At 68.2% G+C, this 22,046-nt stretch carries 18 protein-coding genes; 7 read left to right on the top strand and 11 right to left on the bottom strand.

The window, feature by feature from the left end; genetic code table 11:
* Positions 1-3 precede the first annotated feature (3 nt).
* Positions 4-933, bottom strand: a complete 930-nt coding sequence (locus tag OH735_RS38420) for a hypothetical protein (protein WP_406378329.1) — start codon at positions 931-933, stop codon at positions 4-6.
* Between the two features lie 225 nt (positions 934-1,158).
* A complete protein-coding gene (locus OH735_RS38415; RefSeq protein WP_406378331.1) occupies positions 1,159-1,689 on the bottom strand; it encodes a hypothetical protein in 531 nt (176 codons plus the stop codon).
* Positions 1,690-2,080: 391 nt separating this feature from the next.
* On the opposite strand from OH735_RS38415, the gene OH735_RS38410 reads away from it, so the two are divergent.
* Positions 2,081-2,302, top strand: coding sequence for a hypothetical protein (locus tag OH735_RS38410; RefSeq protein WP_406378332.1), 222 nt, complete (start codon positions 2,081-2,083; stop codon positions 2,300-2,302).
* 145 nt (positions 2,303-2,447) lie between these two features.
* Complete coding sequence (locus OH735_RS38405) at positions 2,448-2,612, top strand: hypothetical protein (RefSeq protein WP_406378334.1); 165 nt, start codon at positions 2,448-2,450, stop codon at positions 2,610-2,612.
* A 323-nt stretch (positions 2,613-2,935) separates the two neighbouring features.
* On the opposite strand, the gene OH735_RS38400 is transcribed toward OH735_RS38405, so the two are convergent.
* Positions 2,936-3,991, bottom strand: coding sequence for a M14 family zinc carboxypeptidase (locus OH735_RS38400; protein ID WP_406378336.1), 1,056 nt, complete (start codon positions 3,989-3,991; stop codon positions 2,936-2,938).
* A gap of 279 nt (positions 3,992-4,270) precedes the next feature.
* Between OH735_RS38400 and OH735_RS38395 the strand changes: the two genes are divergently transcribed.
* A complete protein-coding gene (locus tag OH735_RS38395; protein ID WP_406378338.1) occupies positions 4,271-5,464 on the top strand; it encodes a M14 family zinc carboxypeptidase in 1,194 nt (397 codons plus the stop codon).
* A 1,117-nt stretch (positions 5,465-6,581) separates the two neighbouring features.
* Here OH735_RS38395 and OH735_RS38390 read toward each other — a convergent pair.
* Both OH735_RS38390 and OH735_RS38385 read right to left on the bottom strand, forming a co-directional pair.
* Entirely contained in the window at positions 6,582-7,364 is a 783-nt protein-coding gene (locus OH735_RS38390) for a hypothetical protein (protein ID WP_406378340.1), read from the bottom strand.
* An 80-nt stretch (positions 7,365-7,444) separates the two neighbouring features.
* On the bottom strand, positions 7,445-8,968 hold the full coding sequence (locus OH735_RS38385; protein ID WP_406378342.1) for a ParB/RepB/Spo0J family partition protein: 1,524 nt from the start codon (positions 8,966-8,968) through the stop codon (positions 7,445-7,447).
* 1,003 nt (positions 8,969-9,971) lie between these two features.
* Between OH735_RS38385 and OH735_RS38380 the strand changes: the two genes are divergently transcribed.
* Positions 9,972-10,631 carry a response regulator transcription factor gene (locus OH735_RS38380; RefSeq protein WP_406378344.1) on the top strand — a complete coding sequence of 220 codons (660 nt, stop codon included), beginning with the start codon at positions 9,972-9,974 and terminating at the stop codon, positions 10,629-10,631.
* A 154-nt stretch (positions 10,632-10,785) separates the two neighbouring features.
* Entirely contained in the window at positions 10,786-12,087 is a 1,302-nt protein-coding gene (locus OH735_RS38375; protein WP_406378346.1) for a cation:proton antiporter, read from the top strand.
* 9 nt (positions 12,088-12,096) lie between these two features.
* Here the strand turns inward: OH735_RS38375 and OH735_RS38370 are convergent, their stop codons facing one another.
* Positions 12,097-13,542: an NF041680 family putative transposase gene (locus OH735_RS38370; protein WP_406378348.1), complete on the bottom strand. Its 1,446-nt coding sequence runs from the start codon at positions 13,540-13,542 to the stop codon at positions 12,097-12,099.
* 208 nt (positions 13,543-13,750) lie between these two features.
* Entirely contained in the window at positions 13,751-14,068 is a 318-nt protein-coding gene (locus OH735_RS38365) for a DUF6221 family protein (protein WP_406378350.1), read from the bottom strand.
* Positions 14,069-14,114: 46 nt separating this feature from the next.
* Between OH735_RS38365 and OH735_RS38360 the strand changes: the two genes are divergently transcribed.
* Complete coding sequence (locus OH735_RS38360; protein ID WP_406378352.1) at positions 14,115-14,882, top strand: transposase; 768 nt, start codon at positions 14,115-14,117, stop codon at positions 14,880-14,882.
* 146 nt (positions 14,883-15,028) lie between these two features.
* Here the strand turns inward: OH735_RS38360 and asnB are convergent, their stop codons facing one another.
* Complete coding sequence (asnB, locus tag OH735_RS38355) at positions 15,029-16,873, bottom strand: asparagine synthase (glutamine-hydrolyzing) (protein ID WP_406378354.1); 1,845 nt, start codon at positions 16,871-16,873, stop codon at positions 15,029-15,031.
* A gap of 167 nt (positions 16,874-17,040) precedes the next feature.
* Between asnB and OH735_RS38350 the strand changes: the two genes are divergently transcribed.
* Positions 17,041-17,724 carry a TetR/AcrR family transcriptional regulator gene (locus tag OH735_RS38350; RefSeq protein ID WP_406378356.1) on the top strand — a complete coding sequence of 228 codons (684 nt, stop codon included), beginning with the start codon at positions 17,041-17,043 and terminating at the stop codon, positions 17,722-17,724.
* A 9-nt stretch (positions 17,725-17,733) separates the two neighbouring features.
* On the opposite strand, the gene OH735_RS38345 is transcribed toward OH735_RS38350, so the two are convergent.
* From OH735_RS38345 to OH735_RS38335, 3 genes are read right to left on the bottom strand one after another with little or no spacing between them, the layout of a single operon-like run.
* Entirely contained in the window at positions 17,734-18,534 is an 801-nt protein-coding gene (locus tag OH735_RS38345) for a thioesterase II family protein (protein ID WP_406378358.1), read from the bottom strand.
* Positions 18,535-18,540: 6 nt separating this feature from the next.
* A complete protein-coding gene (locus tag OH735_RS38340) occupies positions 18,541-20,256 on the bottom strand; it encodes an ABC transporter ATP-binding protein (RefSeq protein ID WP_406378360.1) in 1,716 nt (571 codons plus the stop codon).
* Positions 20,253-22,043 (bottom strand): ABC transporter ATP-binding protein, encoded by a 1,791-nt coding sequence (locus OH735_RS38335; protein ID WP_406378362.1) that lies wholly within the window; start codon positions 22,041-22,043, stop codon positions 20,253-20,255. Before OH735_RS38335 ends, OH735_RS38340 begins: the two co-directional genes overlap by 4 nt.
* Positions 22,044-22,046 lie beyond the last annotated feature (3 nt).

Here is a 22,046-nt window from a genome sequence, read left to right as displayed (position 1 = left end):
TGGTCAGGAGGTGGGGTCGGTGAGCCTGCGCGCCGCGTTCACCGCGCGGGACCAGACGTCGGGGCTGCCGCCGTGCTCGCGGGCGAGGGAGGCGGCAAGTCCCCGGACGTCGCCGCGCTCGCGCAGGGCGGCCAGTGCGATGACCGCCCGCCGGTCGGCCTCCGAGTGGGCCGGCGTGGCCGCGGGGTGGTGCTCGAGGGCGTTGCGGACGGCGTACTCCCAGGACCTTTGCGGACCGCCGTACTGCACGCTGAGCTCTGCCGCCAGACTCGGGTGGTAGCCGTCGCGCTCGATCGCCTCGGCTGCGTACTGCTCGGCGAGCTGCGTGGCGGTGAGCGGCTCGCCGCCGGCTCGGGTGCTCAGCTCGGCCGCGAGAACCTCCTCGAGGGCGGAGGGCCGGCCGACGGGCGCCTCGTCCTGCGGCCCGGGGCGGCGGCCGGCCTTGCCGAGCTTGTCCCCGGTGCGGTTCCGGTCGAAGTCCTGCAAGTCGCCGACACGGAAGCCGGGGATCATCCGGCCGGTGGGCCCCTCGACCTCTCCGACGGAGTCCGGGAAGTAGTCGGGGTTGTCCCGCCGGTACTTGCGGATCACCGAGGGCCCATTGAAGTTCAGCAGCGCGGCGGCCTTGTTGATGGAGACGATGTCCTCGGCGTTGAGCTCGTACAGCTCGGGGTCGGCCTTGAGAACCTTGCTCGCCTTGTCCTGCTGGAACCAGGTGTAGAAGGCGCGGAACTGCTCCTCGTCGTAGAAGTCGGTCCCGTCGATGCGCTCCTTCTCCGGGTGGCGGTGCTCCTTGGGCTGCTCGTCGCGCACCTTGTACCAGCGGGCCGCGGTGCCGACGCTCGCGCCAGTGAACTCGCGGATCCAGTCGCGGTTGACCACGGCACGGCCACCGATGACGCGACGCTGCGGGTTCAGGGGCTTGGTGGACATTGCACTCTCCGGTCCGGTCCGCGGCCCTATACTGAGGGCCTGCTCCTCTTGTTCCGCCGACGCTCACGCGCCGGCGGCGAGATGGGTTGGTGAAGGTGGTCGGCGGGACGTTCGGCCGGGGTTGCCGCCCTGGGTCGACACCCTCGTGAGAGGGTGCCTTCCGCCGCCCACCATTTTGTTACCGCTGTTTCGCGTAATCAATATGACGCTCTTGATGGGTGGCTGTCAATCTCGCCGGCGCACACCCCGCCACGAAGCCGCCCTCCACTCCCGTTCGAAGCGCGGCACCTGCTTGTTCTGTACGTGATAGGGAGCGGTCACCATCAGCTCCTCCACCGTCGGCAGCTCCGACTCTCTGCGTCGCATCCACGTCCGAACCCGCCCGTAGCGCTCGTCCGCCTCGACGGGGTAGCCGTGCCGCTCCGAGACGGTGCGCAGCCTCCAGCCCACAGCAGACGCGCGGCCCACGTGGACCCGCTCCACCGAGCGCATCGGCCGCCCGCGCCGGGTGGGGTCCGCCTTCGAGACCGGCAGGATGCGCCGCACGTGGTACAGCACCCACGGGCAGGTGAGCTCCTCCTTGAAGGCGGCGAGGACGGGCCGGTCCTTGCCGCGGCCGGGGTCGAACTGCTCCAGCAGGCTCCGGCGGCCGAACAGCTTCGCCTGCGGGTTGAGGCTGGCCGACGTGTACTCCAGGCGCAGCACCCGTCCCGCGATCTCGGGATGGGCGCGCATCCGGTCCAGGTGTGCGTCCATGGCTCCCATGGAGACCGGGAAACAGCAGAAGCTGCAGTAACTCTTCTCCCACCGCACACCGAACCGCTTGTACAGGAACGCTTCGTACCGCGCGCGCCCACCTCCAGTCGATCAAGGGGTACATGCCCTGGCGCAGCGGGTTCTTGCTCGCGGCCTCGTCCCGGCGGCGTTGAACCCCATCACCTGCCTGAACGGCCGGTCGCCGATCTCCTGGTCGATCCAGGCGTCTCCGACTTCGCCCTTGGCGTGCAGGCTGCAGAGCCGAATGCCGCCCTGCTGGGGAACGGTGCCGCTCGTCCCACAGCGCCCAGGGTCCGCGTTCGATGATCCGCTCGGGCTGGCGGGAGTCGTCCATGACCACGATCTCCAACGACCGGCTCGCCCGGGCGACTTGAACGAGCCGGACCCGGTGCTTGCGAAGGAGCAGCAGCACGTACTGCTCCGCATGGCGCGGGTGGCCGGCCACTCGTCCCCGGTGAGCTCGTGCAGCACCACAGTGCGGGCCAAGTCGACTCCGTGGGCGGCCGGGTCCTCCAGCATCTTCACCATGTACGTGGTCGAGTCGACCCCCAAACCCCAGTTGATGACCAGCTCGACGCCCTCGCCGCCGTGACGGGGTACGGCGTTCACGAGGCCGCACCCTCTTGGTCGGCCCCTCGCCGGGCCCGTCGCCCACCTCGGGCAGGCCGGTTCGTTCTATCGAGGGCTTCGGACCGTGGCCGTGGACGGCACTTTGCTGCACGTGCCTGACGAGGAGGGTGCATCACATTCGGCACCTGAAGGATCTGAACACCCGGGGGCGGGCTGCCAAGCCCGCCTGGGCTCAGATGATGGCCGCGCGTCGTCGGAAAACCCTGGTCGTCTGCCGCGTCTGCCACGAAGGAATCCACTACAGCGGACGTCCTTCGCGGCAGAACTCATGAGAAAGAAAAGGCACTGGAGAGCCGGATGCGATTAACGTCGCACGTCCGGTTCGGTGGGGGGCCGTTGGAAAAGGGCCTGGTTACAGGCACCTCGCTGGCGGCCTACCCAACCGCACGGCGAGTTCGGAGAGCGGCCTGAGGAAACGGACCGGGAGCAATCCCGGCACCGCGCCTCAGGTCGACTCACCGACTTCACTGGCCGACGTGCTCCTGGGCTCCCGCTTTAGGTTCCAGTTTCTGAGGGCCTGCCGGGCAGCGGAACCCCCCGGGTCACCGCCCTCCGAGGGGCGGTGACCCGGGGGTTCACCGCGGTGGTGCCGTCGTCAGCAGGTGTTGCACTGCTGGGGGAGAGTGTCCCAGAAGGAGGTGTCCGCCTGGTCGATCGAGCCGTCGGCGACCGCCTGGATAGTGGCCTCCATGGTGACCACCGACTGCCGGATCAGGTAGCCGTTGGACTTCTGGCCGAGTACATACGGTGCGTACTCGTGGTCGCTCATCCCGCGCATCTCGAACAGCAGCGTGGCGATGCCGTACTCGGCCGCCATGCCGTTACGGCCGATGGTGTTGGCCGAGCCCCCGTCGTACCGGCCGATGTGGCCCCAGCCGGTGCGGTCGACGTTGTGGTACACCACGGAGCCGAGCCGCTTGGACTTCTCGACCAGTTCGGGCGAGACATCCGGGGTCGTCGGGTACAGGATCGAACCGGACACCAGATCCCCGTTCACGCGGGACTGGGTGCCCTGGTGGTGCAGGTCGATCGCGTAGTCCACGTCGTAGGCGCGCAGCACGTTCTCGTGCAGGGCCTGCGTCTCGGGCTGCTCCTTGGCCACGTGGTCGCGGTTGAGGTCGACCTCGTTGGCGTTGTAGCGGGTCAGGTGGCGTTCGCCTTTGGCGAGGTAGCCGTCGAGGGGGAAGTTCACGTCGCCCATTGCGCCGTCGGCGTTGAACATCGGGATGAAGAGGACGTTCACCTTCTTGAGCAGCGAGGCCTTGGACGGCGAGCCGAGGGACTTGATGGTGTGCAGCATGGCCTCGGTGGTCAGCTGCTCGTTGCCGTGCTGCTGCGCCAGGTACAGGATCGTCGGGTTGTCCGGGTTGCTGACGTACTTGACCAGGTGGATGTCGCGGCCCTTGACGGTCTGCCCGATTACCTCGAGCTTCATGGCGTCCTGCTTGGCGTCCTGGTCCTTCAGGAAGCGGGCCACGTCGTCGTAGGTGGACAGGATCGAGGTGTTGATCGTCTCGTTGCCCCGGTAGTCGGGGCCTTCCCCGACCGCAGCGGCGGTGCCGTTGAACAGGGCACCGGTCAGCAGGAGTGCGCCGGTGAGGGCGGCGGTAGTAGTACGGGCGGATCTGGCGAAAGCACTGGACCTACGCATGTGTTTCTCCCTGGTGTCGCGAGCAGCGTCTGACGGCGGGCGAGCCTATGATCTTGGTGAAAACCCGTCAATGCCTCTGTGTCTAAGCGGCGTTACTGCAGATGAGAGCATTTCGCGGGAAAATATCGCGAAGTGCATGGCCGTTGCAGGCAGGACGGCCGCCCGCCGGGCCAGGCGCGTATGCGACAGGAGCAAGACCCCATTCACAGATGTCTCTCGGCCGCCTAGAGTGGCGCACGCCCCCCTCGGAAGCGCCTTACAAAACCTGAGGAGCAGTGAATGTCCGCTCGGAGTTGGGTCGCCACACTGGCGAGCGCCGCCCTGATCGCCGGCTTCTCCACCGTCGCCGCCAACGCCACCGGCAACCCCACCAACGGCGCGATCCCGCCGGTGTCCCACTGCGGCACCGAGGCCTCCGGATCCGGCAACGAAGGCTTCGTCGACTACGCGCAACTGACCACCGCTCTCCAGCAGCTGGAGACCAGCACCGGCGGCACCGTCGACGTGGAGGTGGCCGGGTACTCCAACCAGGGCCGCGCCATCCACACCGCGCGCGTCGGCGAGGGCGACAAGGTCGTGTACGTGCAGACGCAGATCCACGGCAATGAGATGCACGGAACCGAGGCGGCCCTGGAGCTGCTCAAGCAGTGGGGCTCTGACAGCCCGGCGGCCAAGAAGCTGCGGAAGAACGTCACCGTGGTGGTCATCCCCCGGCTGAACGTCGACGGAGGCGAGCTCGACCAGCGGCAGAATGACATGACCTGGGACGAGGTCGTCGCCGACTTCCCGCAGCTGGCGGGTGCGTCCCCGTCGTGGAACTACAACTCCCGGGTCGGCGGTTTCGACATCAATCGTGACTTCCACCCGAATCTGGACTACGTTCCCGCCGCCGAGGACTTCCCGGGCGACAGCGCCGACACCGGCTGGTACATCACTCCCGAGGCGCAGACCTCCCGCGATGTCTACCGTTCGCTGGAGCAGGAGTTCGGCACCGTCGACTACTTCGTCGACCTGCACAACCAGTGGTCCTGCTACGCCACCGATGACATGGAGAGCATGTCGCCGCTGTCCATCTCGGCCAAGTTCATCGACAACCCGGCCGAGTTCGGCAGCTGGCCCAAGTTCGACATGGACGCCTCCAAGCGGGCCAACGTCGCCGTCTACCAGGCACTCCAGAAGCGGGGCAAGTCCTCCTACGGCGACCTTACCCTCTACCCCCAGTCCACCAACCTGCCGGGCACCGCGCTCGGTTCGTACCAGCTGCGCGGCTCTGCGGCGATTCTCTTCGAGACGTCCTCGCAGACCCAGTACGACGGCATGAAGCGCAACGGCATGCTCGCCAAGATGGTCGAGACCGGGCTCGGCGGCCTGGTCGACGCCGTCGCGGACGGCTCGGTGAACTCCCTCGACACGGGCGTCTACGACGCCATCCCGAAGCGCGTCACGCTGCCTTCCGACGGCCCCGGCGTCTGACGGAGTGGACGGCCCGCGGCATCGCCCGGCAGTCCGGCTCTCCCCTGGCTCCGCACCGACACTTCGGTCCGGAGCCAGGGGAACCGCCGCCGTGCCGGGAGGTGCCGCTTCACGCCTGCCGGACCGCGGACCCGCCCTGTGCCGCGGCGAGCGCCGCGTCGGTATCGGCGGCGGCCAGGGTGGGCGTTGAGGTGCGCGTCGGCGAGAGCGCCGACGGCGGCGCAGGCGCCGACCTGGGCGGTGAGGTCGGTGGCGTTGCCGCCAACCCATACGCCGGGACAGGGGGTGGGGGCGATCCGTGGTGGCCTGTCCGTTCCCAGGGGGCGCCCGGCGGCGAGGGAATGGGCGACCCCTGTCCAGGGCACGGGTACGGGGGCCGCCCGGCCCTGCGGACTTCGCCCCTGAAGCGCGCCGGCCGCGCCTGTGGGGCTCGTAAAGTCATTGCTACTGGTCGGCACCCGCTTCCGGGCACGTCGGTGGGGACTTGTAGTGCTGTCCTGGTGATCGTGTCCCTGCTCTGCCGCACCGCCCGCGCGCTGTTGTCCGTCCCCGTGGTCCTACTGCGTCGAGACGCCGCCATGGGTGCCGAACTGTTGGTGCTGGGGCACGAGAACGCCATCGTGCGCGGGCATGTGAGGGGCAGGGTGCGCGATGGGCCAGCCGGCTGATTCTGGCTCGCCGCCCTGACCTGGCTGATACCGCGTGGCCGCCGTCTTCCCCGTCACCCCCGGTACTTTGCTGGCCTGGTACCGCAAACTGATCGCCAGGAAGTGGGACTGCTCCGCCCGCAGCTCCCGTACTGGACGGCCGTCGTCGGCGGCCGCGCTCAAGAGTCTCGTGCTGCGCCTGGCTGATGAGAATCCCCGCCGGGGCCACCGCCGCATCCGGGGCGAACTGGCCCGGCTCGGGCACCCCGTCGCGGCCTTTACGGTCTGGGAGGTCCTGCACGCGGCAGGCATCGACCCGGCCCCGCGCCGCTTTGGCCCCGCCTGGCGCGGCTTCCTTATGGCGCGGGCTCAGGGGATCTTTGCCGCGGACTTCTTCGATGTCGGCACGGTCTGGAGCAGGCGCCTGTACGCGATGGCGTTCATCGAGCACGGCACCCGGAGACTGCACTTCACCGGGGTGAGGGCGCACCCCACCGGTGCCCTTGCCGAAAAGCACATCCATGCTGGTCAGGCCGCATGTCGGTACTCGTGGATGGTGCCGCCGAGTCGGGCCCCTCGTCGTATGTCCAGGTGGGCGATCCGGTCTGGGTCCTCGATCGGGGCGGGCAGCGGGTGATGCGGGCCCGGGCGTTCTCGGCCTGGACGTGGACGGCGTCGGCGTGCGCGGCGGCGCGGACCTTGTCGGCCCAGTCGGCAGCGCGCTGCGCCAGGTCGGCGAGGCGCACGAAGGTGGCGTCCTGGTGCCGGCGGGCACGGTCCATGAGCCGGGCGTGCTCGGCGGTCAGTTCCTCGGCGGCGTACGCGGCGATCGCCTCGGCGCCGTGGCGGCGGGTGACGCGGCCGAAGGGGCAGGCGCCCTCCTCCTGCTCGATGACGGCGAGGTTGGCGGCGGGCCAGCCGGTCTCCTCGTCGCGCGGGCCGAGCTGGATGTCGAGCACGCACACCGCGTCCGGGTCGTGCAGGCCGTTGTCCTGGTAGCGGCGGTGCGGTCGGGGCACCGGGCCGCCCGTCTGGCGTTCGGTGTGCGCACGCCAGAGTTCGGGGGAGGGGTCCTCCTCGTCCCGATGGAGGCGGTGAAGGTAGGCGACCAGCGCGGGCACCTGCCAGGCGGCGGAGCCGAAGGGCGCGGCGGGCATCGCGAGCCCGGTCCGGGCGATGAGTCCCGTGTGGTTGCTGACGGCGGCCTGGGCGACGAACAGGCCGGTGGTGAGACGGAGTTCGGAGCGGAGCATGGCGAAGCCTTCCGGGCGGGCGGCACGCAGAGAGAGGGAGGGGCCCGGGCCGGACCGAGTGGTCCGGCCCGGGCCGCAGGTCAGGACGCGTCCTCGGAGTCCTCGGCGCTCGCGCCGTCCGTGGTGTCCTCGTCGGCCGCGTTCGGCTCGTGCTCCTGGAAGGGCTCGTCGTCGACCACGGCCTGTTCGACGCTGGAGAGCGGGTAGCCGATCTCGGCGAGGAACGTCAGCCATGTGCGGGCGTCCGCGCGGATCTCGCGCAGCTCGTACACGGAGGACTGCGCGCTGCGGTCGGTGCGCCAGGTTCGGACCTCGTTCATCCGCTTCTCGAACGTCGCGGCCAGCACCGCGAAGTTGAGCAGGGTGAGCTTGGCCGGGGTCGCCGTCTTGGCGCGCTCTGCGGGCTGGTCGTAGCCGGTCAGCTCTTTGATGAGGTTGCGGCGGCTGACGTCTCCCGACCACTGGGCCACTGGCTTGGGGCAGGCAAGCCACTGCTCGGTGATGAACGCGGCGAGCGGCTTCGGCGCGGTCTTGCGGCCGATCAGGTCCTTCAGCCACACCTGCCGGGCCTTCTCGGCGGCGCGGTAGGCCTTGTTGCCCGCCTTGACGTACTCGCGCGACGGCTCTGACGACTTGGCCTCGCCCGTCGCCTCGGCCTGCTGCGAGCCTTCGTCGCCGTCTGTCTCCTGGTCGTCCTCCTGGGGCGGGCGGTGGCCGAAGCGGTCCGGGTCGGTGCAGAAGTAGTCCACCTCGCCGGGCTCGCGGGGGTTCTCGGCCCAGGTCGCCACGTGGCCGGGGCACCCGGTGTGCGCCTCGGCGCTCATGGGCTCGTCGTCCGGGCCGTCAAGCTCGGCGAGCGGCTCGGCGGTCGGAGGAAGGGTGTCGGAGTCCTCGGCCAGCCGTACCCCGGCCTTCTTCAGCTGCGGGCGGACTGTGGCGCGGGCCTGCTGCTCCTCCCGGTCGTCGCGCTCCCACTGCACCTGGAACTCGAAGCGGCCCTTACGGTAGGCCTCCAGCAGTCGGTCTACAGCGTCGTCGTCGAACTCGCCCAGCACGCGGAGCACTTCGAGATCGAGGTCATACGTCCCGGCCTCGGCGAGGACCGAACGGGTCCGCTCGCCGACCGTCTTGGCGGTCTTGACCGCGCGGGAAACCTGGGTACGGGTCCGGCCGGTGAGTTCGGCGACCCTCGCCTGCTTCATGCCCTCGCTGACCGCACCGAACAGGGCGTCGGCCTGCTCCAGCTCGGTCAGACCACGGCGGTAGCCGTCGTCGTTCTCGATGAGCTGGTCGATGAAGTCCCCGCCCGCCTCGCGCAGCGAGGGGTTGAGCACGTACGCGGGGACCTCGACCGTGTCTTGCTCCTCCTCAGTCTCCTTGGTGGTCCGGGCGGCGAAGTAGCGCCGGTGGCCCATCTTCAGCTCGTACGTGTCCTCGCCGAGCGGGAGGACCACGACGGGGACCTTCACGCCGTTGGCCGCAACCGACTTGAGGAACTTCTCGTCGAGGTTGAGTTCCTGGCGGACGTTGCGCTCGTTGACGCGGATCTGGCCGAGCCGCAGGGTGACCCGCTGCATCGGTGTCGTTGTTGCGGTGTCGCTCACGTGTGCTCCTGGTGCGATCGGTTGGTGTCGAGCAAGTTGCCGCTTGCTCATGAAATCAATTATACGCCCTTGCAGCTTTGGCGCAACACCCTTTTTCCTGGGGGATATCGGGCAACCATGCTGGTCAGGGCCGGCCCCCGTCGACCACTTGGACGGGTGACAGCAGCCCCGTTCCTCCTCCACCCCACACCCCCATGCGCTATAGAGCGCGCCACGAAGGAGGTCCGGCGAACACAGCACCGAGCGATCCGGAATCACACCACCACCGAATCCGGAACACCACCACCAAGATCAACCAGCCGAAACACCCGCCGACCAGCACAGCAACAAGCCCGCATCACTGGCGAGGCAACCCGAACAACCCAGTGACACCCTCCCCGAACCTCACAGCCGGACGACGACGGACAGGAAGCGCCGGTCCGCCCTGCCCCGACCACCCGTCGTCCCGGCGGCTGCCGGGTGGGCCGGCGACGCGCTCGTACGGGCGAAGACCCGGGTTTCGCGTGGCGCGGACACCCTCCGCCGCGCCCCGGTCGGCAGCACGATCTCGTCGACTGGCTTGAATTCGCACCCGTACAGGGCAAACCTTCCGGCGTCGGTCGTGGCCGAGCACCGCCTTTACCACGTTTCCACTGATAGAGCCCCGTCTTTTCCGGAATCCGGGTTCGCACTTGTCCTGAAAACGGCGACGACCAGGGCGTCAAGGGGTGCGAATGAGTCACGTTTGCAGCGGCCCGCAACGGCGATTCTGAGCCTTGCTTTCCCTAATGACTATTGTAGTATTTGTTTCCGGTTTGATCGTCTGACTGCGGGGGATTCAGGGAGGTCACGACGGAGGAGTCCTGACGTCCGGGACAGAACACTTCAGTGGGAAACGGCGTGACGCCGCCGCGAAGGTTCATGACGTTATTCACACGTTCTCAACATGCCCCTAACACCGCGTAACTCCCATCGTGTGATAGCTGGACCGCTCAAGGAGCCGGCCCGGTCCCGAATCATGCACGTGCTCGGCGAGAGCCAAGAAATTCTACCTCAGCATCGGCAACAGGGGGAAGAAATGGGAATCAACATACTGGTATCCGACAAGATGAATGTGTCCCGCTACGCGCTCACCGCCCTGCTCGAACAGGGCAAGGAGATACAGGTCGTCGGATCGGTGGCCGACAATCTCGATGCAATCGAGTTCGCCGATACACACCATCCGGATGTCGTGATCTTCAGCTTCGACGGCGCGGACGGCAACGTCATCACCGTCGCCGAGAAGATCACCGGCCTTCCGAGATGTCGATGCCTGCTGCTCGCCGAATCATTCACCCGGTCGGTCATACGCCAGGCATTCACCGGCGGAATCGCCGGAATGGTACAGCAGAGCGCCTCCCCGTACCGCTTCTTCGAATCCGTCCATCGGGTGCATCAAGGAGAAAGAGTCTTCGACACGGAGTTAACCGTGGCCGTGCTGGGAAATAACGACTGCCCGCTTTCCCAGCGGCAACTCTCCGTACTTGAGCGGCTCGCCCAGGGTGACACGCTCAGCGAGATCGCGGCACAGTTGCACATCTCCGACGGGACCGTGCGGAACTATCTCCTTTCCGCGGTGACGAAACTGGGCGCGCGTAACCGCATCGACGCGCTGCGTATCGCACAGGAAGCGCACTGGATCTGACATTTAGGACACCTCAAGGGCACCTCACGGTCATCTCTCGGGGTTCCTTTGTGTACGCCGCTGAACTGCGACTGTGTACGCCGCTGAACTGCGACGATGTTCCGCACCAGGCAGAACCTCGGGAGTTCCCATTCATACGTACGGAGGGCCGATCATGGCGGATATCTCTCGCAGCAAAGATCTGATCATCGCCATCACGATGGCCGATATTGCCATCATTCTCGTCGTCGGATCCATCCTGGGTTGGCTGGTCCGATACGTACGCCAGCCGCCCGTCGTCGGCGAGATCATCGCCGGAATCGCCCTGGGGCCGAGTCTTCTCGGCCTGTTACCCGGGGATCTCCCCTCCCTGATCTTCCCGAGCGAGGTACGGCCGTATCTGTCGGCGATAGCCCAGGTCGGGCTGCTCGTCTTCATGTTCGGCATCGGTTGGGAATTCGACAAGAGGTTACTGAAGGGCCGGGGCAGTACCGCGGCGGCGGTCTCCGTCACCTCGGTCGTGGTCCCGTTCAGCCTGGCGATCGGACTTGCGGCGCTGCTGTACCAGCGGCACGACACCGTAAACGGAGATCAGGTCTCCTTCACCGCGTTCGCCCTGTTCATGGGTGCGGCGATGTCGATCACCGCTTTTCCCGTGCTGGCCCGGATGCTGACCGAACACGGAATGCTGGGAACACGGGTCGGCGCACTCGCACTGGCCAGCGCGGCCATCGACGATGTCATCGCCTGGTGCCTGCTCGCTCTGGTCGCGGCGATCGCGACCGCGTCCGGTGGCGCCGGGGATCTCGCGCAGACGGTGATATTCTCCGCGCTCTACATCACGGCGATGCTGGTCTTCGTGCGCCCGTTCCTGTCATTCCTCATGCGCCGCTGGGGCCGTGACCGCATGACACCGCAGCTCATCGTCGTACTCGTCGCCGGGCTGTTCCTGTCTTCCTATGCGACGACCTGGATCGGGATCCACGCGATATTCGGTGCATTCGCCTTCGGATTCATCATGCCGAGCGAGTACCGCGGCGTGTTCGGCGAAGAGGCCAGAAAGCCGTTCGCGGGGATCAGCATGGTGCTGCTGCCGGTCTTCTTCATCGTCACCGGACTGAATGTCGATATCGGGGCGTTGTCCGGACGCGATCTGATCGAACTGGCCGCCATCATCGCCGTCGCCTGCGCCGGCAAGATGATCGGCGCGTCCATGGTCGGGAGACTGTCCGGAATGCCGTGGCGGGAGGCCAGCACCCTCGGCATCCTGATGAATACCCGCGGCCTCACCGAACTGATCATCCTCAATGCCGGCGTCAGCCTCGGCGTCCTGGACAGCCGGATGTTCACCATGATGGTCGTGATGGCGTTGTTCACGACCGCGCTCACCGGACCGTTCCTCCCGAAGCCCTCGGTACGCGTCGGCCAGGCCGGACTCCGGACCCGCCCGGAGGAACTGGCCGGGGCGACCCCCTAAGCTTGACGTTTAACCTCGGTGGGCTTGGTGTTCCCTGATGGATTCGGCGCGTTTGACCGTCTTGCCGACGTCGTGGTGCTTGGCCCGGTGCTTGTTCTTTGAGCCGGGAGGGCGTCCCGGGCCTGGGCGGGACGGTTTTGGTGCGGCTGCCGGGCGGGACGCGGTCGCGCGGACGTTGCGAAACCCCCGGCGGACACGTGCGGGGGTGAGGCGTCGTGGTTCGGCGGGCCGTTCCCAGGGGCGGCAAAGGTCCTCGGCGAGGGGGCGGGCGAGGCGGAGTTGTGTGTGGGTGGCGATGATCAGCCAGGTCCACAGGTCGGCGGTGTCCGCGTGGCGGACCTTCGGGGCAGTCCAGCCCAGGGTCTGCTTCATCAGCCTGAATGTGTGTTCCAGGTCGAATCTGCGGAGGAACGACTGCCACCAGCGGTCCACGTCCGCGGGTGCGGCGGCGGTGGCCGAGCACCACAGCCAGACAGGCTTCGGGTCGCGGTCGCCCGGCAGGCGCTCGACTTTGAGCCGCATCAACGTGCCGTGAAGGATGGGCAGTTCCTCCTTCGCGTGTTCCAGCCAGGGGCCGCGGTGGGTGAGCTGGGGATGCATCCGGTCCCAGGCCATCGCCTCAGCGGTGCCGTAGCGGGTGGTGTCGGTGTGGGTGGTGACCTCGGGCCGGTGCCAGCTGTCGGGCTTGCGGAAGGTGAGGACGCCACCGTGTCGGCGCGGGCGGCCGCCCTTGGGCCCGGAGCGTGCGGGGCCCGGGTCGCGGAGCATGACGCGGTCCGAGCGCAGACGTCCGACCAGCACTGCCGGCAGGTCCGCCAGAGCGTGGGAGAGGTAGGCGACGTCGTAGCCGGAGTCCATGACGATCAGGATCTCGGGATCGCCCGGCCGCCAGTGCCCCGCTTGTGTCAACCGCTCGACGACGTCGCGCAGTTGGGCGGCTTTCACGAGTGTGGCATCGTTCGCGGGGCCCAGGCGCACCGCGTCGAGCAGCGCGACCCAGGAAGTGCGGCCGACTTCCAAAGCGGCGACGAAGGAGTACGGCCAGCCCGGCACCAACTGGTCCGTCTTGCGCTCGCCACGCCCGTAGACGTGGCAGAACAGCCGGTCGTCGCTGGTCGGGGCGTCAGGGCGGAGCCAGTTGCTCACGTCCACCGCCAGCACGATCCGCCCGTCGGCCGCCTTCGGTAGCGGCAGGCCGGCCAGCACGCGACGCAGCCGCGCAGGCTCGATCCAGCCCCGGTCCAGCGCGGCATACAGCGCGCCGTGCCCGCGCCGGTGCTCGACGGCCAGGGACAGCTCGACCAGGGTCTTCACCGGACCGTCCGCGCACAGGGCCGCGTCCGAGAGCTCGAAGAGCGCATCCGCGCGGGAGTACAGACAGTCGTAGAACTCGACCCGAAAGCGGGACAAGACGTCCAACGCATCGCCTGCGGGCCCAGGGACGGGGAGACTCATACACAGCGGCCGTTCTCTCGTGCTTCGTTACTCGACATCTCGAAGCGTGGAGAACGGCTGCCTCCGCTGTCCTGGGAAGAACCGCAGATCAGCAGGTCGGGTGACGTGCGAGTTTAAACGTCAAGCTAAGAGCTGTCCCGTAAATGATCTTCAGTGAGCGAGGCTCGGTTCAGGCTCGTTGGGCGCTCTGCTTGTCAGCTGCGCTGCTTCAGGCCCGGGCGGGGAAGTCAGGATGGTCGGTGTAGGGCGAAGCAAGGTCACGCAAGTTGTGGCACGGCCAGGAGTCGCGGGCGTGACGGGCCAGGATGCGCCGCTTGGCCTCGACCTCGCGCAGGACGCGGGCCGGGTCGTGCAGAGCCACATGCAGAGCAATCGTGGGGTGGAAGCCGGAGAGGTCAACCTGACAGAAGTCGACCGTGTGTCCGTGGGCAGACCACTCCCCGCATCCGTCACCGTCGCAGCGCCGGGCCAAGTCAGCCTCCTCATCCAGCCGCGCCTCAAGGAACCTCACCAGTTCTTCAGTCATATGAGCATTCTCGACGTTGCGCCGAACGTCATGGAACGATCTTGCGATGACTGGTGTGATCACGGCGTCAGAGCCGTCATGGATAGCCCCGTTCACCGGCCTGAGCCCGCGGCAGTTCGGGAAGCTGGTGACGGTTCTGCGACGCAAGGATGCGGAAGCGGTCCGCAGGGGCCGACCGTGGAGCCTGGCGCTGGAAGACCGGGCACTGCTGGTCGCGGCCTACTGGCGAACGAACCTGACCATGCGCCAACTGGCCCCGCTGTTTGGGGTTTCCAAATCCGCGGCGGACCGGATCATCGATCACCTCGGGCCGATGCTCGCCCTCCAGCCCCGCAAGCGGTTCGCGAAGGACACCGTGCTGATCGTGGACGGCACCCTGGTGCCCACCCGCGATCACACCATCGCCGAGCAGTCCAAGAACTACCGGTACTCCACCAACCACCAGGTCGTCATCGACGCCGACACCCGCCTGGTTGTGGTGGTCGGTCGGCCCCTGCCCGGGAACCGCAACGACTGCAAGGCGTGGGAGGAGTCCGGCGCGAAGGCCGCCGTCGGAAAGACCCTGACCATCGCCGACGGCGGCTATCCGGGCACCGGGCTCGTGATGCCCCACCGACGCCGCAAAGGGGAAGAACTGTCTGACTGGAAGCAGGCCCACAACAAGTCCCACAAGCAGGTCCGCGCCCGCGTCGAGCACGTCTTCGCCCGCATGAAGACCTGGAAGATCCTCCGCGACTGCCGTCTCAAAGGCGATGGCGTCCACCACGCCATGCTCGGCATCGCACGGATGCACAACCTCGCCCTCGCCGGGTAAACCACCCAGCCGTAACAGCAGCCCACCATGCCCGAGGCCGCTCAGAGATCATTTACGGGACAGCCCTTAGGCGCAGGCCGGCACACAGAGCGGTCGCCGCCATGGCAGTGGATGCCATGGCGGCGATTTCGCCGTACGAAGTCGATTCAGTCCAGCAGGAGTTCGGGCGCGTGCAGCTCCAGCCAGACATGCAGGTCGAGCATCCGCTCGACGTTGGACCGTACGGCCATCGACATGGCCGCCGGAGCCTGTGACCCGATCTGCTGCGCCCAAACACGGTCGACCAGCGCAAACACCTGCGCGTCCGGCTCCGACACCAGCTCCTTCACCTGCTGCTGCAGATGAGCGGCGTACTCCGGATTCTGGGGCGAGGGGAACGGGCTCTTGACCCGCTCCAGCACCGATCGCGGCAGCACATGCGCTGCGGCCCGGCGGAGCAGGCTCTTCTCCTGACCGTCGAACGACTTCATCACCCAGGGCGTGTTGTAGACGTACTCGACGAGTTCATGACTGCAGAAGGGCACCCGCACCTCCAGCCCGACCGCCATCGACAGCCGGTCCTTGCGGTCCAGCAGCCCCCGGACGAATCGCGTGAGATGCATATGGCTCGTCATGCGCATGAGCCGGTCGAACTCGGATTCGCCGTCGAGATACTCGACCTGCGCGCGCGCCGTCGCGAACTGGTCGGCGGTGTAGGCCGCCACGTCGAGCCGGGCCCGCAGGCCGGGTTCGATGTGATCGGTCCGGGCCGCGAGACTCATCGGCGGGATGAACATCATCCACGGGAAGGTGTCCCCGCGCAGGGCCTCCGGGTGGTGGAACCAGGGATAGCCGCCGAACAGTTCGTCGGCCGACTCGCCCGACAACGCCACCGTCGAGTGCTCCCGGATCGCTTTGAACAGCAGATACAGGGAGCTGTCGAGATCCCCGAACCCGTTCGGGATGTCCCGGGCGCCGACGGTCGCGCGACGTACCGCGGGATCCGAGATGTCGGACGGATCGAGCATCACATCCCGGTGCGCGGAGCCCACATGGGCCGCGACGTCACGGACGAACGGCGCGTCGGACGTCTCGCGCATCTCGTCCGGGACGAAGTTCTTCTCCTGGCCGAAGAAGTCCACCGAGAAGCTGCGCACCTGTTCGCCGCGCAGGCCCAGCCGTTCCGCCGCCAGCCCGGTGATCGCGCTGGAGTCCAGACCTCCCGAGAGCAGGACGCCCTGGGGCACATCGGAGATCAGCTGCCGGTCGACGATGCCGGTGAGCAGTTCCCGCACCCGGGCCACGGTGCCCTCGCGGTCGTCGGTGTGCTCGACCGCGCTCAGCCGCCAGTAGGTCCGCTCCCGCAGCCCACCCCGGTCGACGTTGATCAGCGTGCCGGGCACCACCTCGTGCATGCCCTTCCACAGCGCCCAGCCCGGGGTCTTGGTCTGCGCGACCAACTCCCGCAGCCCGTCGGCGTCGACCGCCTTCCGTACGAGGGGGTTCGCCAGGATCGCCTTGGGCTCGGAGCCGAACAGCACTCCGTCGGGCGTCGGGTAGTAGAAGAGCGGCTTGATCCCCATGCGGTCGCGCACGAGGAGCAGCCGCCGGCCGCGACCGTCCCAGATCGCGAACGCGTACATGCCGTCCAGATGGTCGACGACGCTCTCGCCCCACTGCAGATAGCCGCGGAGCACGACCTCGGTGTCGCTGTCCGTCCGGAACGGATGGCCCAACGCCTTGAGCCGATCGCGCAGTTCCTGGAAGTTGTAGACCTCCCCGGAGTAGACCAGCACGATGTCACCGGTCGGCGTGCTCACCGTCATCGGCTGCGCTCCGCCAGGCAGGTCGATGACCGCGAGGCGTCGATGCCCCAGCCCGACCTCTGTACGCACATAGGTGCCGCGGCCGTCCGGCCCGCGACAGGCCATCGTCCCGGTCATCGCATCGAGCACATCACCCCGGTGCGTCAGATCGGCCTCGAACGACACCCAGCCTGCTATCCCGCACATCTCACGTCCTCTTTTCCATGGCACCTATTTCCAATGAAGCAAGAACGCACGAATACGGCCAAACTAGCATCGGCCTCATTACCCGACAATGTTCGTTTCACCCCGACCGGTGTGGATTTTCCACAGCTGCGGAATGCTAAAATCGACCCACCCGTATGGAGGATGAGATGCCCGCAGAAAAATCCCGCGCCAAGGTCGTCGGCCGGCCACCTCATCTGTCCCTCGATGCCATCATCGCCGCGGCGGAACATATTCTGCAGACCGAGGGCGCGGGAAAGCTTTCGATACGGCGCCTGGCGAACGAATTGGACAGCGCGCCGATGGCGCTCTATTACCACGTTCGCAACAAGGACGAACTGCTTCTGCTGCTGATGGAGGCCCAGGCCCGGCGCATACCGCGCCCGGAACTGCCGGAGGACCCACGGGAGCGGCTGATCGCGGTGTCGATCATGCTCTACGAGCTGCTCGCCGACCGGCTGTGGATCGTGCAGGTGGTGGCCGGCGGCGACCTCATCGCCCCCTCGGCGCTCTGGTTCGTCGAGGAGATGATCAGCGCGACCGTGGACTACGGACACACGCCGGAACACGCCGTGTACATCTACCGGACGATCTGGTTCGCCATCGTCGGCGACCTGATCATCCGTGCGAACGGCAAGCAGCGGCGCGGCCGGGCCACCGGACCGACCTACGAGGACCAGGTCGTCGCCGGCCTGATGAGCGGTACGCACCCCCGGCTGGCGGCGGTCGCCGATCGATGGGCCGAGCTCAACGGCCGTGACACCCACCGCCAGGGCCTGACGGCGATCATCGACGGGCTGCTGCGGTCGGAGGAGACCGTGGAGGGCCAGTAGCCGGCGGCTTCACGGGGCGGACGGCCAGGGGACCGACATCTTCTCGGACGCCGTCCGCGCGCACGCCGCCAGGACTCCGACGACCGCGTCGCGGTGTTCGTCCAGGTAGAAGTGCCCGCCCTCGAAGGTGCGGAACGCGCATCCGGCGTCGGTGACCTCACGCCACCCCTGGGCCTCAGCCGCTGTGATCTCCGGGTCCTGGTCGCCGTACAGCACCGTGACCGGAGTCCGCAGCCGCGCGCCGGGCGACGGCCGATAGGTCTCGCTCAAGCGGTAGTCGCTCCGGATCATGGGCAGGAACGTCCGGACGAGCGGGGCGTCGTCGAGGAGGTCGAGCCGCGTCGCGTCGGTGCGGCGCAGTTCCTCGATCAGCTCCTCGTCGCTGCCGAGGTGGATCCGGCCCGGCCGCGTCAGCGCCGGGGCGGGGTGACCGGACACGGCCAGGCCCATCGGCGGGTCCCCCGCCGCCGTCAGATGTCGGGCGACCTCATAGGCGACGACGGCCCCCATGCTGTGCCCGAACAGAATCGTCGGGACCGGCGGCCCGTCGAGCGGGAGATCGGCCGCCAGTACAGCGGCGAGCCGTTGGATATCGTCCGGCACCGGTTCGCCGAATCGATCTTCCCGGCCCGGGTACTGAACGGCGAAGAATTCGATGTCCCAAGGTGCCGACCGGTCCCACGAACGGTAATAGCTCGCACTGCCGCCGCCGTGCGGAAAGAGAAGCACGCGGGCCCGGGCATAGGGGCGGGACGCAAGCCGGCGGAATGCTCCGGCCCGCCGGCCCCCCGACAAGGAATCGATACGCATACCCACTCATTCACTCGCTGCCGGTGCCATGGAAATGTTCCAGAAGTCGGCGTAGCGGCCGCTCCGGGCGAGAAGCTCGTCGTGGCTGCCCTCCTCCACGATGTGGCCGCCCTCCAGGAAGAGGACGCGGTCGGCGCGCTGCACGGTCCGCATCCGGTGGGCGACCATCACCACGGTCCGCCCGGCCATCAGGCGCTCGATGCCCTCGTGGACGGCGGTCTCGTTGACCGGGTCGAGGGCGGAGGTCACCTCGTCCAGCAGGACGATCGGCACGTTCTTCAGCAACGCCCTTGCGATGGAGACGCGTTGGCGCTCACCGCCCGACAGCAGCGCGCCGCCCTCGCCGACGTTCGCCTCCCATCCGCCGGGCAGCCGCTCGATGACCTCGTCGAGCCGGGCCGCGGTCGCCGCCGCGCGGACGTCGGCCTCGTCGGCGTCGGGACGGCCGAGGCGCACGTTCTCCTCGATGGTGCCGTCGAAGAGATAGACGTCCTGGAAGACGATGGCGATCTGTGCCATCAGCACCTCGGTGTCGATCTTGCGCACATCCACGCCGCCCACGCGAACCGCGCCGGAGTCCACGTCGTAGAACCGGGCGAGCAACTGGAGCAGGGTGCTCTTGCCCGCACCCGACAGTCCGACCACGGCGAGCCGCTGCCCCTGGGGCACGGAGAAGGACACCTCGTCGAACACCGTGCGTTCGCCGTGCCGGAAGGTGACGGACTCGAACGCCAGGTCGTGGTCGACCGGCCGGACGGGCTCACGGGGTTCCGGTAGCGGCGCGGTGCTCAGGACCTTGTCGAGCCGCTCCAGCTCGGACTGGGCGCCGCGGAGCCCCGCGCCGATGTCCGACAGCGACAGCAGCGGATCGGCGCAGCGGGCCGCGAGCACCAGGATCGTCAGGACCTCCGCCGCCCCGATGCTCCCGCCGAGCGCGAGGGAGGTGCCCAGCGCCAGCACCGCGGTGAAGGCCACCTGCACCGCGACCGTCAGGCCCACCGCGCCGGGCAGCATCGCCAGCACGGTACGCCGGGAGGAGCGCTGGACCTCCTGGAGCGAGTCGTCGAGCAGCTCGAAGCGCTCTCCGGTGCGGCCGCCGGCGCGCAGCACCGGCTGGGCCTGGAGAAACTCGATGACGCGGTCCGATGCCTCCTTGTCCCGTTCGTGGCGGTCCGCGTCGGTGCCGGCCATCGAGCGCGCGGTCCACTTCTGGATCGCCGCCACGACGGGTGCGGCGACCAACGCGGCCACGCCCAGCTGCCAGTTGAAGGCGATCATCACGGCGACGATCGTCAGGGGGGTCACCAGGGCGGAGATGAACGGGGCCAGCAGGTGCGCGGCGACGCCCATCGCCTGGAGCAGACCGCGGCTGGCCATGACGGAGACCTCGCCGACCCGGCCGGCGTTGTACCAGCCGATCGGCAGCCGGGCCAGGTGCTCGCCCAGCCGGTAGTACATGCCGTGCAGCATCTTGGTGCCGACGCGCATGCCGGAGAGGTCGCTGACGTAGCGCAGCACGGCGTAGACCGCGACCGCCGCCCCGAACGCGATCAGCCACGGCACGGCGTCGTCCGGCGTGCTGCCGAACAGTTCCCGCAGCACCGGGACGAGCAGCGCGTAGGAAAGACCCTCGACCATCGCGGTGATCGTCATCAGGACCACGGTGCGGCGCATCGCCTGGGCGTACTCGGGTCCGAGCACGCGCAGCAGCGTTCGAATCATCGGGGCTGTCCTCCTTGGGATCGCCAGAACTCGGCGAACTTCCCTTCCTGCGTCAGCAGTTCGGCGGGGCGGCCCCGCTCGACGATCGACCCGTTCTCCAGCATCACGACGGTGTCGGCGTCGGCGACCGTCTCCGGGCGATGGGCGATGACCAGGATCGTCCGCTCGCCGCCCAGGGTCGCCAGGGCCTGGCGGATCGCCTGTTCGGTCTGCGGGTCGGCGAAGGCGGTCGCCTCGTCGAGCACCAGGACGGGTGTGTCGGCCAGCAGCGCGCGGGCGAGGGAGATCCGCTGGGCCTCGCCGCCCGAGAGCTTGACGTCCTCGCCGATCACCGTCTCGTAGCCGTTGGGCATGTCGAGGATCCGGTCGTGGATGTGGGCCAGTTTGGCGGCGCGCGCCACATCGTCGCGCTCGGCGTGCGGCACCGCGAGCGCAATGTTGTCCGCGACCGAGGCGCGCAGCAGGCGGACGTCCTGGAAGACGAAGGAGACCGTGCGGTAGAGCTGTCGGCTGCCGATCTCGCGCAGGTCGACGCCGCCGATGGCGACCGAGCCCTGGCTCGGGTCGAAGAACCGCGGCAGCAGCTGGACCAGGGTCGACTTCCCGCTTCCCGACGGCCCGACGAGCGCGGTGAAGGTCCCCGGCTCCAGCACCAGGTCAACCCCGCGCAGCACCTCGCGGTCCTCTTCGTAGCCGAAGCGGACATCGCGCAGTTCCACCCGGTGTCCCTGGGGTGCGACCGGATGCGCGGGCTCCGGAAGCGACGCGACGTCGAGGACTTCCTTGATCCGGCCGACCGCGCGGCCGGCGGCCTGCATGTCGTCGAAGCCGTGGCCCAGGGCCGCCACCGGGGCCGTCAGGCCCAGGCCCAGCAGCAGGAAGGGCAGCAGGTCGGCCGGGGCCAGGCTGCCGGACGTGATCATGGACGTGCCGCCGATCAGGACGACGAGCAGCACGAACGGCGGGGACAGCGCCAGCTGCATCCCGGCGGCGACCAGGGACATGCCGCGCACCCACCGGAAGAACGTCCCGACGAAGTCGTCGACGGCGGTGAGGAACTTCCCGTGGGCGCGCTCGGATCCGCCGAACGCCTTCACCACCGAGATGCCCTGCACGAACTCGACGACGGAGCTGGCGATCCGTCCCATGGCCTCGTCGAACTCCTCCTGCTCGCGCGTCCTGGCGGGGAGCATCAGCAGCGGGACCAGGAGAATGGCCATCACCACCGGGATCAGCGTGATCAGCGTGAGCCGCCAGTCGATGGTGAACAGGTAGACCAGCGACACCAGCGGCACCACGAACGCGGAGACGAGCTCGCCGGGCGCATGGGCGATGAGCGGGTGCACGGCGCTCACGTCCTCCCCCACCACCTTGGCCAGCTCGCCCGTCTTGCGGCGGGAGAACCAGCCGATCGGCACGCGGCCGAGCCGGTCGGCGAGCTGCCGACGGAACGTCAGCTGCGCCTGGCTGTCCAGCACATGGCCGAGTCCCGAGGACGCGGCGGTGAACAGCAGTCGCACGAACAGGCCGGCCGCGCCCAGGATCACGGCCGTCCAGACGTGCCCCTCGTCGATCGGGCCCGGCGCCAGCAGGGTGCGGCCCAGCTCGACGACCGCCAGCAAGGGCGCGAGTCCCGCGAGAGCGCCGATCACCTGCAGGATCGCGACGGCCGCGAACTTACGGACATGAGGACGCAGCAGCCTGGACAGGCTCTGCTTCTCCACGGAGTCGGAGTCCGACGTCGGCGTGGACCGCTCCCCGGCTCCAACAGCGTCGATCGCGCTCATCAC

The sequence above is a fragment of the Streptomyces sp. NBC_01618 genome (assembly GCF_045209435.1).
Taxonomy (GTDB): domain Bacteria; phylum Actinomycetota; class Actinomycetes; order Streptomycetales; family Streptomycetaceae; genus Streptomyces.
The sequence above is the reverse complement of the archived record's forward strand: the minus strand, read 5'-3'. Positions and strand labels throughout refer to the sequence as shown.

Coding starts and splice junctions, on each gene's coding strand:
- OH735_RS38420 (WP_406378329.1), bottom strand. CDS start 933: ATGTCCACCAAGCCCCTGAACCCGCAGCGTCGCGTCATCGGTGGCCGT.
- OH735_RS38415 (WP_406378331.1), bottom strand. CDS start 1,689: ATGGACGCACACCTGGACCGGATGCGCGCCCATCCCGAGATCGCGGGA.
- OH735_RS38400 (WP_406378336.1), bottom strand. CDS start 3,991: ATGCGTAGGTCCAGTGCTTTCGCCAGATCCGCCCGTACTACTACCGCC.
- OH735_RS38395 (WP_406378338.1), top strand. CDS start 4,271: ATGTCCGCTCGGAGTTGGGTCGCCACACTGGCGAGCGCCGCCCTGATC.
- OH735_RS38390 (WP_406378340.1), bottom strand. CDS start 7,364: ATGCTCCGCTCCGAACTCCGTCTCACCACCGGCCTGTTCGTCGCCCAG.
- OH735_RS38375 (WP_406378346.1), top strand. CDS start 10,786: ATGGCGGATATCTCTCGCAGCAAAGATCTGATCATCGCCATCACGATG.
- OH735_RS38370 (WP_406378348.1), bottom strand. CDS start 13,542: ATGAGTCTCCCCGTCCCTGGGCCCGCAGGCGATGCGTTGGACGTCTTG.
- OH735_RS38365 (WP_406378350.1), bottom strand. CDS start 14,068: ATGACTGAAGAACTGGTGAGGTTCCTTGAGGCGCGGCTGGATGAGGAG.
- OH735_RS38360 (WP_406378352.1), top strand. CDS start 14,115: ATGACTGGTGTGATCACGGCGTCAGAGCCGTCATGGATAGCCCCGTTC.
- asnB (WP_406378354.1), bottom strand. CDS start 16,873: ATGTGCGGGATAGCAGGCTGGGTGTCGTTCGAGGCCGATCTGACGCAC.
- OH735_RS38350 (WP_406378356.1), top strand. CDS start 17,041: ATGCCCGCAGAAAAATCCCGCGCCAAGGTCGTCGGCCGGCCACCTCAT.
- OH735_RS38345 (WP_406378358.1), bottom strand. CDS start 18,534: ATGCGTATCGATTCCTTGTCGGGGGGCCGGCGGGCCGGAGCATTCCGC.
- OH735_RS38340 (WP_406378360.1), bottom strand. CDS start 20,256: ATGATTCGAACGCTGCTGCGCGTGCTCGGACCCGAGTACGCCCAGGCG.
- OH735_RS38335 (WP_406378362.1), bottom strand. CDS start 22,043: ATGAGCGCGATCGACGCTGTTGGAGCCGGGGAGCGGTCCACGCCGACG.